This is a genomic window from Geodermatophilus sp. SYSU D01176 (assembly GCF_054050015.1).
Window position 1 is genome coordinate 1 of record NZ_JBJGYN010000029.1, and the last position, 12,469, is coordinate 12,469.

General features: G+C 74.9%; 12 protein-coding genes. 5 read left to right on the forward strand and 7 right to left on the reverse strand.

Translation table 11 applies throughout. From position 1 onward, the window contains the following. Positions 1-76: 76 nt before the first annotated feature. Positions 77-1,303, reverse strand: a complete 1,227-nt coding sequence (locus ACI78Z_RS15740) for a class I SAM-dependent methyltransferase (RefSeq protein WP_457037476.1) — start codon at positions 1,301-1,303, stop codon at positions 77-79. A 193-nt stretch (positions 1,304-1,496) separates the two neighbouring features. On the opposite strand from ACI78Z_RS15740, the gene groES reads away from it, so the two are divergent. Both groES and groL read left to right on the forward strand, forming a co-directional pair. Further along, on the forward strand, positions 1,497-1,805 hold the full coding sequence (gene groES, locus ACI78Z_RS15745; protein ID WP_089303764.1) for a co-chaperone GroES: 309 nt from the start codon (positions 1,497-1,499) through the stop codon (positions 1,803-1,805). A 107-nt stretch (positions 1,806-1,912) separates the two neighbouring features. Next, positions 1,913-3,556 (forward strand): chaperonin GroEL, encoded by a 1,644-nt coding sequence (gene groL, locus ACI78Z_RS15750; RefSeq protein WP_457037477.1) that lies wholly within the window; start codon positions 1,913-1,915, stop codon positions 3,554-3,556. Between the two features lie 141 nt (positions 3,557-3,697). Here groL and ACI78Z_RS15755 read toward each other — a convergent pair whose 3' ends face one another. The 4 genes from ACI78Z_RS15755 to ACI78Z_RS15770 all read right to left on the reverse strand — a co-directional run bounded on the left by ACI78Z_RS15755 (position 3,698) and on the right by ACI78Z_RS15770 (position 6,733). Continuing rightward, the gene (locus ACI78Z_RS15755) at positions 3,698-3,976 is read right to left on the reverse strand and encodes a thiamine-binding protein (RefSeq protein ID WP_457037478.1); all 279 of its coding nucleotides are present in this window, start codon (positions 3,974-3,976) and stop codon (positions 3,698-3,700) included. Continuing rightward, positions 3,973-5,889, reverse strand: coding sequence for a 1-deoxy-D-xylulose-5-phosphate synthase (dxs, locus tag ACI78Z_RS15760; RefSeq protein ID WP_457037479.1), 1,917 nt, complete (start codon positions 5,887-5,889; stop codon positions 3,973-3,975). Before dxs ends, ACI78Z_RS15755 begins: the two co-directional genes overlap by 4 nt. A 113-nt stretch (positions 5,890-6,002) precedes the next feature. Then, positions 6,003-6,371, reverse strand: a complete 369-nt coding sequence (locus ACI78Z_RS15765; protein WP_457037480.1) for a hypothetical protein — start codon at positions 6,369-6,371, stop codon at positions 6,003-6,005. A 134-nt stretch (positions 6,372-6,505) separates the two neighbouring features. Continuing rightward, a complete protein-coding gene (locus ACI78Z_RS15770; RefSeq protein WP_457037481.1) occupies positions 6,506-6,733 on the reverse strand; it encodes a DUF4177 domain-containing protein in 228 nt (75 codons plus the stop codon). Positions 6,734-6,920: 187 nt separating this feature from the next. Here ACI78Z_RS15770 and ACI78Z_RS15775 point away from each other — a divergent pair, with 187 nt between their 5' ends. Further along, entirely contained in the window at positions 6,921-7,634 is a 714-nt protein-coding gene (locus tag ACI78Z_RS15775; protein WP_457037482.1) for a hypothetical protein, read from the forward strand. Positions 7,635-7,643: 9 nt separating this feature from the next. Here ACI78Z_RS15775 and ACI78Z_RS15780 read toward each other — a convergent pair whose 3' ends face one another. Both ACI78Z_RS15780 and ACI78Z_RS15785 read right to left on the reverse strand, forming a co-directional pair. Then, positions 7,644-8,942: a class I SAM-dependent RNA methyltransferase gene (locus ACI78Z_RS15780; RefSeq protein ID WP_457037483.1), complete on the reverse strand. Its 1,299-nt coding sequence runs from the start codon at positions 8,940-8,942 to the stop codon at positions 7,644-7,646. Beyond that, positions 8,935-10,971 (reverse strand): APC family permease, encoded by a 2,037-nt coding sequence (locus ACI78Z_RS15785; RefSeq protein WP_457037484.1) that lies wholly within the window; start codon positions 10,969-10,971, stop codon positions 8,935-8,937. Before ACI78Z_RS15785 ends, ACI78Z_RS15780 begins: the two co-directional genes overlap by 8 nt. A gap of 159 nt (positions 10,972-11,130) precedes the next feature. On the opposite strand from ACI78Z_RS15785, the gene ACI78Z_RS15790 reads away from it, so the two are divergent. Together ACI78Z_RS15790 and ACI78Z_RS15795 are read left to right on the forward strand one after the other, a co-directional pair. Continuing rightward, on the forward strand, positions 11,131-11,799 hold the full coding sequence (locus tag ACI78Z_RS15790; RefSeq protein ID WP_457037485.1) for a potassium channel family protein: 669 nt from the start codon (positions 11,131-11,133) through the stop codon (positions 11,797-11,799). Next, positions 11,799-12,467 (forward strand): potassium channel family protein, encoded by a 669-nt coding sequence (locus ACI78Z_RS15795; protein WP_457037486.1) that lies wholly within the window; start codon positions 11,799-11,801, stop codon positions 12,465-12,467. Before ACI78Z_RS15790 ends, ACI78Z_RS15795 begins: the two co-directional genes overlap by 1 nt. Positions 12,468-12,469: the final 2 nt, after the last annotated feature.

The window sequence follows — 12,469 nt, forward strand, 5'->3', positions numbered from 1 at the left end:
CCGGCGGGGGTGCCCCCCGCCCCAGCCCGTGCGTCGTCCACCCCCGCCGGCGGCCCGCCCCCCCCCCACCCCCACCTCAGCGGACGTCGCACACCAGGGCGGTGGGGGTGCCGGCGACCCGGGTGACGACGACGGTCGCCGTCCCCGCGCCCGGGCCGCGCAGCTGCCGGGCGAGGGTCTCCGGCTCGATCGGCGAGCCGCGCTTCTTGACCACCACCCGGCCGACGCCGCGGGCGCGCAGCAGCGCCTTCAGCTTCTTGAGGTTGAACGGCAGCACCTCGTCGACCCGGTACGAGGAGACCCAGGGGCTGTCGGTCCCGGTGTCGGAGGTCAGGTAGGCGATCGTCGGGTCGACGAGCGTGGCGCCGAGGTCGGCGGCGACCAGCGACACCAGGCCCGAGCGGATGACGGCCGGGTCCGGTTCGTGCAGCCACCCGCGCACCGGTCCGGACGGCGCGGGACCGGGGTCGGCGTCCGCGGTCAGCTCGAGCACCGCGCCGTCGCGCACCAGGGACGCCCGTCGCCGGACCGTCGAGACCCCGCGGCCCCACAGCAGCGCCTCGACGATCGAGCCGCCGGCCGACACCCACTCGGCCTCCACCCCGGCCGGCACCCGCTCGTGGTCCAGGCCCGGCGCCACCTTCACCACCGCGTGCGGCACCCTCTCCAGCAGCGCCTCGACCGTCGACCAGGGCGGCGACCAGCGGTCGGGGTCCAGCTGCCGCCGTCCCCCTGCCCGCCGGGCCGGGTCGAGGACCGCGGCGCCGCAGCCGGCCACCTCGCCGCCGCGCGCCGCGTCGACCAGCTCCACGGCGTCGCCGGCGACCACCCACACCCGGTCGGCCACCCCGAGCGCCTCGGCGTTCGCGGCGGTGAGCTCACGGGCGACGGGGTCGGTGTCGACGGCGAGCACGGTGGCCCCCGCCCGTGCCAGTGCGACGGTGTCGGTGCCGGAGGCGCAGCCGAGGTCGACGACGCTGTCGAGGCCCCACCCACCCGCCTCCCCGGACAGCAGGCGCTGCGCCCGCCGGGCCGCCAGCGCCGGGCGGCCGGCCTGCTCGAGGGTGTCGGCGGTGAGGAGCAGGACGTCGGCGTCGGCGCCGAACACCGGCCGCGCCCGTGCGCGCAGCCGCGCCAGTTCCCAGGCCGGGCCGGCGTGCTCGGGCCCCACCTCCGCCCGCAGCCGCGCCAGGCCGGTCAGCAGGTCGGTGCCCTCGGCGAGCAGCGCGGCGGCCCGCGCCGCGGCCGCCGTCCCCTCGGGGGTGCGCAGCCAGCGGAGCTGCCCCAGCGCGTCGTCGGACACGCAGGACAGGGTGGCGCACGGGCGCGTCACCGGCTCAGGGGACCCGGTTGAGTGGCTGGCACTCTCCTGGGTAGAGTGCCAATCGACACGGGCATCCGGTGCCTGACCCCCGCGACGGCAGGCTCCGCAGCACCGTGCCACAGCATCAGTGCACGACCCACCAGCCGTCCGATCCCGAAGGGGGCGTCACCTCGTGACGACCGCTACCAAGGTCAACATCAAGCCGCTCGAGGACCGTGTCGTGGTCCAGGCCAACGAGGCCGAGACCACCACCGCCTCCGGCCTGGTCATCCCGGACACCGCCAAGGAGAAGCCGCAGGAGGGCACGGTCGTGGCCGTGGGCCCCGGTCGCGTCGACGACAACGGCAACCGCGTCCCGCTCGACGTCAGCGTCGGCGACGTGGTCATCTACTCCAAGTACGGCGGCACCGAGGTCAAGTACGCCGGCGAGGAGTACCTGGTGCTCTCCGCCCGCGACCTGCTCGCCGTCGTGGAGAAGTGACCGCACTTCCCCGCTAGGCACCCACACGACCGCCCCGGCGACCCGAACTGACCGGGTCCCGGGGCGGTCGTCGTCCCACCCCGTCGTTCCCGGATCGGAAGGGCCCCATGGCCAAGATCATCAAGTTCAACGAGGACGCCCGCCGCTCGCTCGAGCGCGGCGTGGACAAGCTCGCCGACGCGGTCAAGGTGACCCTCGGCCCGCGCGGGCGCAACGTCGTCCTCGACAAGAAGTTCGGCGCACCGACCATCACCAACGACGGCGTGACCATCGCCCGCGAGGTCGAGCTCGAGGACCCGTACGAGAACCTCGGTGCCCAGCTGGCCAAGAACGTCGCCACCAAGACCAACGACGTCGCCGGCGACGGCACCACCACCGCCACCGTGCTGGCCCAGGCCCTGGTGCACGAGGGCATGCGCAACGTCGCCGCGGGCGCCAGTCCGACGGCGTTGGGCGCCGGCATGCGCGCCGCCGCCGACGCGGTCACCCAGGCCCTCGACGAGGTCGCCATCCCGGTCTCCGACCAGGCGGCCATCGCCGGCGTGGCCACCATCTCCGCGCAGGACGCCGAGGTGGGTGAGCTGATCGGCCAGGCCATGGAGAAGGTCGGCAAGGACGGCGTCATCACGGTCGAGGAGAGCAACACCCTCTCCACCGAGCTCGACGTGACCGAGGGCGTGCAGTTCGACAAGGGCTACCTCTCGCCCTACTTCGTCACCGACCAGGAGGCGATGGAGGCCGTCCTCGACGACGCCCTCGTGCTGCTGGTCCAGGGCAAGATCAGCGCGCTGGCCGACCTGCTGCCGCTGCTGGAGAATGTGCTGTCCACGGGCGGCCGGCCGCTGCTGATCGTCGCCGAGGACGTCGAGGGCGAGGCGTTGTCCACCCTCGTGGTGAACTCGATCCGCAAGACGATCAAGGTCGTCGCGGTCAAGTCGCCCTACTTCGGCGACCGCCGCAAGGCGTTCATGACCGACCTCGCCGTCGTCACCGGCGGCCAGGTGGTCAGCGAGGACGTCGGCCTCAAGCTCGACCAGGTCGGCCTCGAGGTGCTCGGCACCGCACGCCGGGTCACCGTCACCAAGGACGACACGACGATCGTCGACGGCGGCGGCACCGGTGAGGCCATCGGCGACCGGGTGGCGCAGATCCGCCGCGAGATCGAGGCGACCGACTCCGACTGGGACCGCGAGAAGCTGCAGGAGCGGCTGGCCAAGCTCGCCGGCGGCATCGGCGTGATCCGCGTCGGCGCGGCCACCGAGGTCGAGATGAAGGAGAAGAAGCACCGCATCGAGGACGCCATCGCCGCCACCCGCGCCGCGGTGGAGGAGGGCGTCGTCCCCGGTGGCGGCTCGGCGCTGGTCCACGCGGCCGCGGCGATCGACTCCCTCGACCTCAGCGGTGACGAGCTGACCGGTGCCCGTGTGGTCCGCCGGGCGCTGGACGCCCCGCTGGTCCGGATCGCCGACAACGCCGGGTTCGAGGGCCAGGTCGTGGTGGCCAAGGTCCGCGAGGCCGGTGTCGGCCAGGGCTTCAACGCCGCGACCGGCGAGTACGGCGACCTGGCCGCCCAGGGCGTCATCGACCCGGTGAAGGTCACCAAGGCCGCGCTGGGCAACGCCGTCTCGATCGCCGCGATGGTGCTGACCACCGACTCCGCCGTCGTCGAGGCGCCGGAGGAGGAGCACGACCACGCCGGCGCCGGGCACCACACCCACGGCCACTCGCACGGCCACGGGCACAGCCACTGAACCGACCCGGCCGCCACGCGTGATCAGCTGAGCTGATCGTGCGGCCTCCTGGCTCACCGTCGACCGTGAGCCAGGAGGCACGACGGTGAGCCAGGACGGCGCCGAGGCCGGCGGCAGATCAGCGGTCCTCGCTCCCGGCGGTCACCGGAACTTGTGCGTGAGGCTCTCCATCGTGCGGGCCACCGAGGCGATCTTGACGTGCGAGAGCCCGCTCGTCGCGCCGGCGGCCAGCATCGCCTCGTGCGCCGCGCGCAGGGTCGCCCAGACGGCGTCGTCGTCCCCCTCGAGGGTCGTGCCGAGGGCGCCCACCTCGTGGCGGAGCCCGGAGGCCTGGATGACCCGGACGGCGGCCTCGACGTACGCGTGCGGGTCGTCGGCGGTACCCGGTGGCGAGGGGGCCACCTGGAGCTCGGCGATCACGGCCGCTCCTCGACCACCTCGGCCACGCTGCCCTCGCTGCGCTCCGCGAGCACCGCGGTCCACTCGGCGATCCGCCGGGCGACGTCCTGCTCGGTCAGGCCCGCGTCGGCCAGCACCTGGCCGACGCTGCCGTGCTCGAGGAACGCCTGCGGCAGGCCCAGCGCCCGCAGCGGGACGTCGACCCCGCGGTCCTGCAGCGCCTGGCTCAGCGTGGTGCCCACGCCACCGGCCCGGCCGCCGTCCTCGACGGTGACCACCAGCCGGTGCGCGGCCGCGAGGTCGACCAGCTCGGGCGCGACCGGCAGCACCCAGCGCGGGTCGACGACGGTCACCTCGATGCCGTGGTCGGTGGCGCGGTCGGCGGCGGCCAGGCACATCGGGACCATCGAGCCGACGGCGACCAGCAGCACCTCCTGCCGATCCCCGCGGCGCAGCACGTCGACCGGCCCGCGCCGCTCCAGCGCCGGGACGTCGACCGGCGGGGTGCCCTTCGGGAATCGGACGACGCTCGGCCCGTCGGTCACCTCGACGGCCTCCCGCAGCGCCTCCCGCAGCGTCGGCTCGTCACGCGGCGCGGCCAGCCGCAGCCCGGGGACGACGGAGAGGATCGACATGTCCCACATGCCGTTGTGCGAGGCGCCGTCGCTGCCGGTGACGCCGGCCCGGTCCAGGACGACGGTGACCGGCTGGCGGTGCAGCGCGACGTCCATGAGCAGCTGGTCGAACGCCCGGTTGAGGAAGGTCGAGTAGACCGCGACCACCGGGTGCAGCCCGCCCATGGCCAGGCCCGCGGCCGAGGTGAGCGCGTGCTGCTCGGCGATGCCGACGTCGTAGGTGCGCTCCGGGAAGCGCTCGGCGAAGGCGGCCAGGCCCGTCGGGTGCAGCATCGCCGCGGTGATCGCGACGACGTCGGAACGCTCCGCACCGATGCGCACCAGCTCGTCGGAGAAGGCCGTCGTCCAGTCGCGGCCGGCGCTGACGGTGCTGGCCCCGCTGTCGGGGTCGAAGACGCCGGTGGCGTGCCAGGCGTCGATCTGGTCGGTCTCGGCCGGTGGGTAGCCGAAGCCCTTGGTGGTGACCGCGTGCACGATGACTGGACCGCCGAAGGAACGGGCCCGGCGCAGCGCGGACTCCATGGCCCGGATGTCGTGCCCGTCGACCGGGCCGAGGTACTTCAGGCCGAGGTCCTCGAACATGCCCTGCGGCGAGAGGACGTCCTTGAGGCCCTTCTTGATGGCGTGCAGCGCGTCGTAGAGCGCCGAGCCGACCACCGGGGCGCGCTGCAGCGCGTGGCGCACCTGCAGCAGCGCCTGCTCGTAGCCCGGGCGCAGCCGCAGCGTGGCCAGCGCGTCGGCGACCCCGCCGATCGTCGGCGAGTAGGAGCGGCCGTTGTCGTTGACCACGATGACCACCGGGCGGTCCTGGGCGCCGGCGATGTTGTTCAGCGCCTCCCAGGCCATGCCCCCGGTGAGCGCGCCGTCGCCGATGACGGCGACGACGGGGCGCTGCTCGCCGCGGACGGCGAAGGCCTTGGCCAGCCCGTCGGCGTAGGACAGCGACGTGGAGGCGTGGCTGTTCTCCACCCAGTCGTGCTCGCTCTCGGCACGGCTCGGGTAGCCGGACAGGCCGCCGCGCTGGCGCAGCCGCTGGAAGTCCTCCACCCGGCCGGTGAGCATCTTGTGCACGTAGCTCTGGTGGCCGGTGTCGAAGACGATCGGCTCGCGCGGGGAGTCGAACACCCGGTGCAGGGCGATGGTCAGCTCGACCGCACCGAGGTTGGGCCCGAGGTGCCCGCCGGTCCGGGCCACGCTGGTGACCAACGCATCGCGGATCTCGGCGGCCAGGGCCGGCAACTGCTCGGCCGGGAGCGCCTTCAGGTCGTCAGGGGTGCGGAGCGATCGCAGGAGCGACACGAGGGGGGTGCGTCCTCTCCATCGGCGGCAGGTGCGGCGTCGCGAGTGCCGCCGACCAACTGTAACCGCGTCTCAGCGGCACTTCCGGTCGAGCGCCGCACCCGGATGCAGGCTCACAGCCGGGGCACCCAGCGCTCCCCACGCAGCGCACCGGCCACCGCGTCCACCCCGCGCGCGGCCGAGGCCAGCCGCGCACCCTCCCGCTCGTAGGCGGCGATCGCCGCCTCCATCGCGTCGGCCGGGAGGTCGTCGGCCAGCTCCACCCGCACGGTGCGCCAGCCGGCCCGGGCCGCCTCCAGCCCGGCCGCCACGTGGTCCCGGGCGAAGCGGGCGAGCAGCACCGGGTAGCGGCGCAGCACCTCGTGCGCCCGGTAGTCCGGCGGCACCAGGTCGAACAGCCAGGCGACGGCGGTGAGCTCCCAGTCCGGTGCGCCGGGCGGCCGCACGGCGGCGGGCCAGCCCGGCGGCAGCGTCGCGTCCACCGCGCCAGTCTGCCGCATCGATCGAACACGCGTTCGACCCGCCGTGCCGGTCAGCGCCGCGATGGGGATCTCGCCGAGCGGGGGCGCGCGGAATCCGTGCGAGACCGCCGATCTCGCCGGGAGGACCGTGCGGGTCAGGAGGTGGGGCGCTTCAGCCAGAACTGCTCGAAGCCCCAGGTGCCGGCGCCGCTGGAGTGGTAGTTGACCAGCTCCCAGCCCTCGCTGCCGAGCCGGTTCAGCACCGAGCTGGTGTCCCCGGACTGGCGCTCCAGCTGTCCGCCGGGGAGCTTGACGCTCACCCCTGCCCGCTGCGACTGCGCGTCATTGGCCGTGATGACCGAGGCGTACTCCCAGGTGGTCACGATCGACACGGTAGCCGGTCGCCCGGTCCCGCCCCGGACCGGCCGATCCGGTTCCGTCCGGACCCTTCCGTCACGGCGCGACCCGGGATACCGTCACCATGAGCGTCCGGACCAGTGCACTGAGTGTGCGAACCGTCTCGCAGCCGCTCGCCAGCCACCGCACGCACCCGCCGAGGGGACCGCCCGCATGCTCCGCCCGTCGAAGACCCGCACCAGGGCCTCCCAGCCGCCCCGGTACGCGGCCACCGCCCTCGGGATGCTCTCCTTCATCGGCATGGCCGCCGGGCTGGGTGCCATCGCGGCGGACGACGGTGGCGCCCCCGGGCCCGGCAGCGCGGCCGTCCACAGCGCGGCCGACGGGTCCGCCGCCGGGGTCGGGGACGCCGTCCGCGCCGGTGAGATCGGGGACGCCGCGTACGCCGGCGAGGTCGGGAACGCCCTCCGCGCCGCCGAGAGCGGCGACCCGGTGCCCGCGCCCGCCCACGCCCCCGCCGGCGGCGAGGCCACGGCGCCCGCCGCCGAGGTCCCCGCTCCGGCCGTCGCCGCGGGCCCGCCGGCCCCCGCTCCGGCGCTGGTCCCGACGCCGGCGGCCGCCCCATCCCCCTCGACCGCGGCGTCCCCGGTTCCCCAGGCCCAGGTCCCGGTCCCGCAGGCTCCTGCTCCGCAGGCCGCTGCTCCGCAGGTCGCGGCCGCCGCCCCACCGGCCCCCGCCGACCCCACGCCGTCCGCGCCGGCCCTCGTGCCCGTCGTCCCCGTCATCCCGCAGACCCTGCCCTCGACCTCCGCGGCACAGTCGACGCCGACGGAGGAGGCGGCGCCGACGACCGAGGCCGCCGAGGCCACGACGGCCGAGGCCGAGGACGACGAGGAGCGCGACCGCCGCAAGCGCGGCCGGGACTGACCTGGCCGGTCAGGCGCGCTCGAGCAGCGCCACGCACTCCACGTGCGCGGTCATCGGGAAGGCGTCGAAGCCGCGCAGCCCGGTGAGCCGGTAGCCGCCCTCGGAGAAGGCGGCGACGTCGCGCGCGAGTGCGGCCGGGTCGCAGGCGACGTAGACGACCGCGCGCGGCCCGGCCGCGGCCAGCACCCGGCTCACCGCGGCACCGGCCCCGGCCCGCGGCGGGTCGAGGACGACGACGTCCGGGGCGCCGCCGAGCTCGGCGAGCAGCCCGGCGAGCCCCTCGGCGTCCACCTCGCCCTGCCAGACCTCGGCCTGCGGCAGCGCGGCCAGGTTGGCCTCGGCGGCGGCGCAGGCGGCCTCGTCGGCCTCCACGCAGACCACCCGTCCCGCCGGCCCCGCCGCGGGCGCGAGCGCGCCGCCGAACAGGCCCGCCCCGGCGTAGAGGTCGAGCACCGTCTCCCCCACCCGGACCGCCGCGAACCCGGCCACCGCGTCGGTCAGCGCGTCCGCGGCGGCCGGGTGCACCTGCCAGAAGCCGGTGCCCTCGACCTCCCAGTCCCGCCCGGCGGCGGTCCGCGCGGCCCGCCCGGCGGGCTCGGCCGGAACGTCCTCCCCCGCGCGCAGCACCCGCGTCGACTGCGGCTTGCCGCGCCGGTCCAGCCGGGTCGTCGTCACCGTGCCGGCGGAGTCGACGGCCACGTCCACCGCGCCGGCCCCGGGCCAGCGGCGGTCCAGGACGGCGCGCGCGGCCGGGACCACGGTGATCGGGCAGTCGTCGAGCGGCACCAGGTCGTGGGAGCGGTGCCGGCGCAGCCCCGGCGCCCCGGTCCGGTCGACGGCGAACCGGGCGCGGGTGCGCCAGCGCAGTGGCCCGCCGGGCAGCGCCTCGACGGTGAGGTCCCGCACGACCGCGTCGTCCCCGGGCAGCCCGGCCAGCCGGGTCAGCTGCTCGCGGACCACCGCGGCCTTGAGCCGCAGCTGCCCCTCGTGCCGGACGTGCTGCCAGTCGCAGCCCCCGCAGCGCCCAGGGCCGCTGTACGGGCAGGGCCGCTCCACGCGGTCGGCGGCGGCCTCGAGCACCTCGACGGCATCGGCGCGGCAGAAGCCGGGCTGGCGGTCCTCGGTGACCCGGACGACGACCCGCTCGCCGGGCAGCGCGTGCCGCACGAACACGACCCGCCCCTCGTGCCGGGCGACGCAGTGCCCGCCGTGCGCGACCGCGCCGACGGTCACCTCGAACTCCCGCCCCGTCCAGCCCAGGCCCCGGTCCGGCCGCGGGGCGTGCGCGCGGGGCCGGCGCTCAGCCATACGGGGTCTGCTCCGGCTCGTCGCTCAGCCCGCGGCGCATGTCGCCCGGCGCCGGGCCGGTCGCGCGCAGGCCGGCGTCCTCCCGGCCGATCGAGCTCTCCAGCTGCCAGGGCACCGAGGTGATCATCACGCCGGGCTGGAACTGCAGCCGGGCGCGCAGCCGCAGCGCGCTCTGGTTGTGCAGCACGTTCTCCCACCAGTGGCCGACGACGTACTGCGGCACGAAGACGACGACCAGCTCCCGCGGGCTGTCCCGGCGGATGGACTTGACGAAGTCCACGACCGGCCGGGTGATCTCCCGGTACGGCGACTCCACCACCGTCAGCGGGACGGGGATGTCGTAGCGCTCCCACTGCTGCTGCAGCGCCCGCGTCTCGGCGTCGTCGACGTTGACCGTGAGCGCGGTCAGGTGGTCCGGCCGGGTGGCGCGGGCGAAGGCCAGCGCCCGCAGCGTCGGCTTGTGCACCCTGGAGACCAGCACGACGGCGTGCACCTTGCTGGGCAGCATCCGCGAGTCGGTGTCGGGCACCAGCTGCTCGGCGACGTGCGAGTAGTGCCGGTTGATCGCCTTCATCAGCAGGAAGAGCACCGGCATCACGAGCAGGACCAGCCACGCCCCGTGGGTGAACTTGGTGACGACGATGATCAGGAGCACGACCGTGGTGAGCGTCCCGCCGACGGCGTTGATCGCCTGCGAGCGGCGGATGCGGCGGCGGGCCTGCGCGTCGGTCTGCGTGCGCAGCTCCCGGTTCCAGTGGCGGACCATGCCCCACTGGCCGATCGAGAAGCTGGTGAAGACGCCCACGATGTACATCTGGATCAGCCGGTTGACGTCGGCGCCGAAGGCGGCGATCAGCAGCGCGGCGAAGCCGGCCAGCAGCAGGATGCCGTTGCTGTAGACGAGCTTGTCGCCGCGGGTGTGCAGCTGCCGGGGGAGGAAGCGGTCCTGGGCGAGCACCGAGCCCAGCAGCGGGAAGCCGTTGAACGCGGTGTTGGCGGCCAGGATGAGGACCAGCGCGGTCACCGCCTGGATGTAGAAGAAGCCCGGCGAGGTGGGCCCGCCGAACACCGCCGCGGCGACCTGCGCGACGACCGTCCGCTGCGGCTCGGTCGCGCAGGCGGTGAAGCCCACGAGGTCGCAGGGGTGCTCGGCGTACTTCACGTCGGCGGCCAGGGCCAGCGCGGTGACGCCGGAGAACATCGTCGCGGCGATGGCGCCCATGAGCGCCAGCGTCGTGGCGGCGTTGCGGCTCTTCGGCGGCTTGAACGCCGGGACGCCGTTGGCGATCGCCTCCACCCCGGTGAGGGCGGTGCACCCGGAGGCGAAGGCGCGCAGCACGAAGAAGACCAGCGCCAGGCCGGTGAGCTGCTCGAAACCCGGCTCGGGGGTGATCGAGTAGCCGGCGCTCTCGGCGTCGAGGCCGGCGCCGAACAGGTGCCGGACCAGCCCGGTGACGACCATCACCATGATGCCGGAGATGAACAGGTAGGTCGGCAGGGCGAAGGTGCGGCCGGACTCGCGCAGCCCGCGCAGGTTCGCCGCGGCCAGCAGCGCGACCAGGCCCACGGCGATGGCGACGCGGTGCTCGTCGAGCGCCGGGAACGCCGAGATGATGTTGTCGGTGCCGGCGGCGACCGACACCGCCACGGTGAGCACGTAGTCCACCAGCAGCGCGCTGGCCACGATGAGGCCGGCGAACTGCCCGTGGTTCTTCATCGCGACCTCGTAGTCGCCCCCGCCGGAGGGGTAGGCCCGCACCACCTGGCGGTAGGAGAGGACGACGGTCCCCAGCAGCAGGACGACGGCGATCGCCAGCCAGGGCGCGAGGAACAGGAACGCCGTCCCGGCCAGGGTCAGCACGATGAGGATCTCCTGCGTGGCGTAGGCCACGGAGGAGAGCGGGTCGCTGGCGAAGATGGGCAGCGCCAGGCGCTTGGGCAGCAGGGACTCCCCCAGCCGGTCACTGCGGACGGGGCGGCCCAGGACCAGGCGCTTCGGGAGTTGTCCGAGGTCGGACAAGGTCGGCACGGCGGCGATGGTACGGACGCGCGGAGCCCTCCCGCCCCCGCCGGGAGAGTGAGTTGTGGCGCTGCGGACCGCGGCCCGGCGGGCGGCCGGGTGTAGCTTCGCGGCCGGACACACGCGGGCGGGACGACGCCCGCGCACCGCACCTCTGGGGAGTTCTCCGTGCACGTGGTCGTGATGGGCTGCGGCCGCGTCGGGTCGGCGATCGCGCGCCGGCTGGAGGAGGTCGGCCACAGCGTGGCCGTGATCGACCAGGACCCCGAGGCGTTCCGCCGGCTGGGCCCGGACTTCGGCGGCCGCCAGGTGACCGGCCTGGGCTTCGACCGACAGACACTGCTCGACGCCGGCATCGACTCCGCCGGCGCCTTCGCCGCGGTGAGCAGCGGCGACAACTCCAACATCATCAGCGCGCGGGTGGCGCGGGAGACCTTCGGCGTCCAGCACGTCGTCGCCCGCATCTACGACTCCAAGCGCGCCGAGGTCTACGAGCGGATGGGCATCCCCAGCGTCGCGACCGTCCCGTGGACGGTGAACCGGCTGCTGCGCGAGCTGCTCTCGGTCAAGGTCAGCGAGCTGTGGCGCGAGCCGACCGGGCAGGTGCTGCTCATGCGGGTCACCGTCACCGAGCCCTGGGTCGGGCGCCGGCTGGCCGACCTGGAGGCCGCCTCCGGGGCGCGGGCAGCCTGGCTGGTCCGCTACGGCGGGGCCCAGCTGCCCACCGCGGGCACCGTGCTGCAGGACGGCGACCAGCTCGTGGTCGCCTCGACCGACGAGATCACCCCGCGGGTGCACGAGGTCGTCGAGCAGGGCCCCACCGGAGGGGGACACTGATGCGGGTCGCGATCGTGGGCGCGGGCGCCGTGGGGCGCTCGATCGCCGGGGAGCTGCTGTCCAACGGCCACGCCGTGATGCTCATCGAGAAGGACGGCCGCAAGGTCCGCACGCGGGCGGTGCCCGGCGCCGAGTGGGTGCAGGCCGACGCGTGCGAGGTCTCCTCCCTCGAGGAGGCGCAGCTGGCCACCTGCGACGTCGTCGTGGCCGCCACCGGTGACGACAAGGCCAACCTCGTCGTGTCGTTGCTGGCCAAGACCGAGTTCGCGGTCAACCGCGTCGTCGCCCGGGTCAAGGACCCGCGCAACGAGTGGCTCTACACCGAGGCGTGGGGCGTCGACGTCGCCGTCTCCACCCCGCGGGTGCTGGCCGCGCTGGTCGAGGAGGCGGTGACCGTCGGCGACCTCGTCCGGCTGATGAGCTTCCGCAAGGGCGCGGCGAACCTGGTGGAGATCACCCTCGCCGAGGACACCCCGTGGGCCGGCAAGCCGCTGCGCGAGGTGCCCCTGCCGCGGGAGACGGTGCTGACCGCCGTCCTGCGCGGCGACCGGGTGATCACCCCCACCCCGGACGAGCCGCTCGAGGTCGGTGACGAGCTGCTGTTCATCACCCACGCCGACGTCGAGGAGCAGCTGCAGCAGGTCCTCGCCGCCACGCAGCCCCTCTGAGC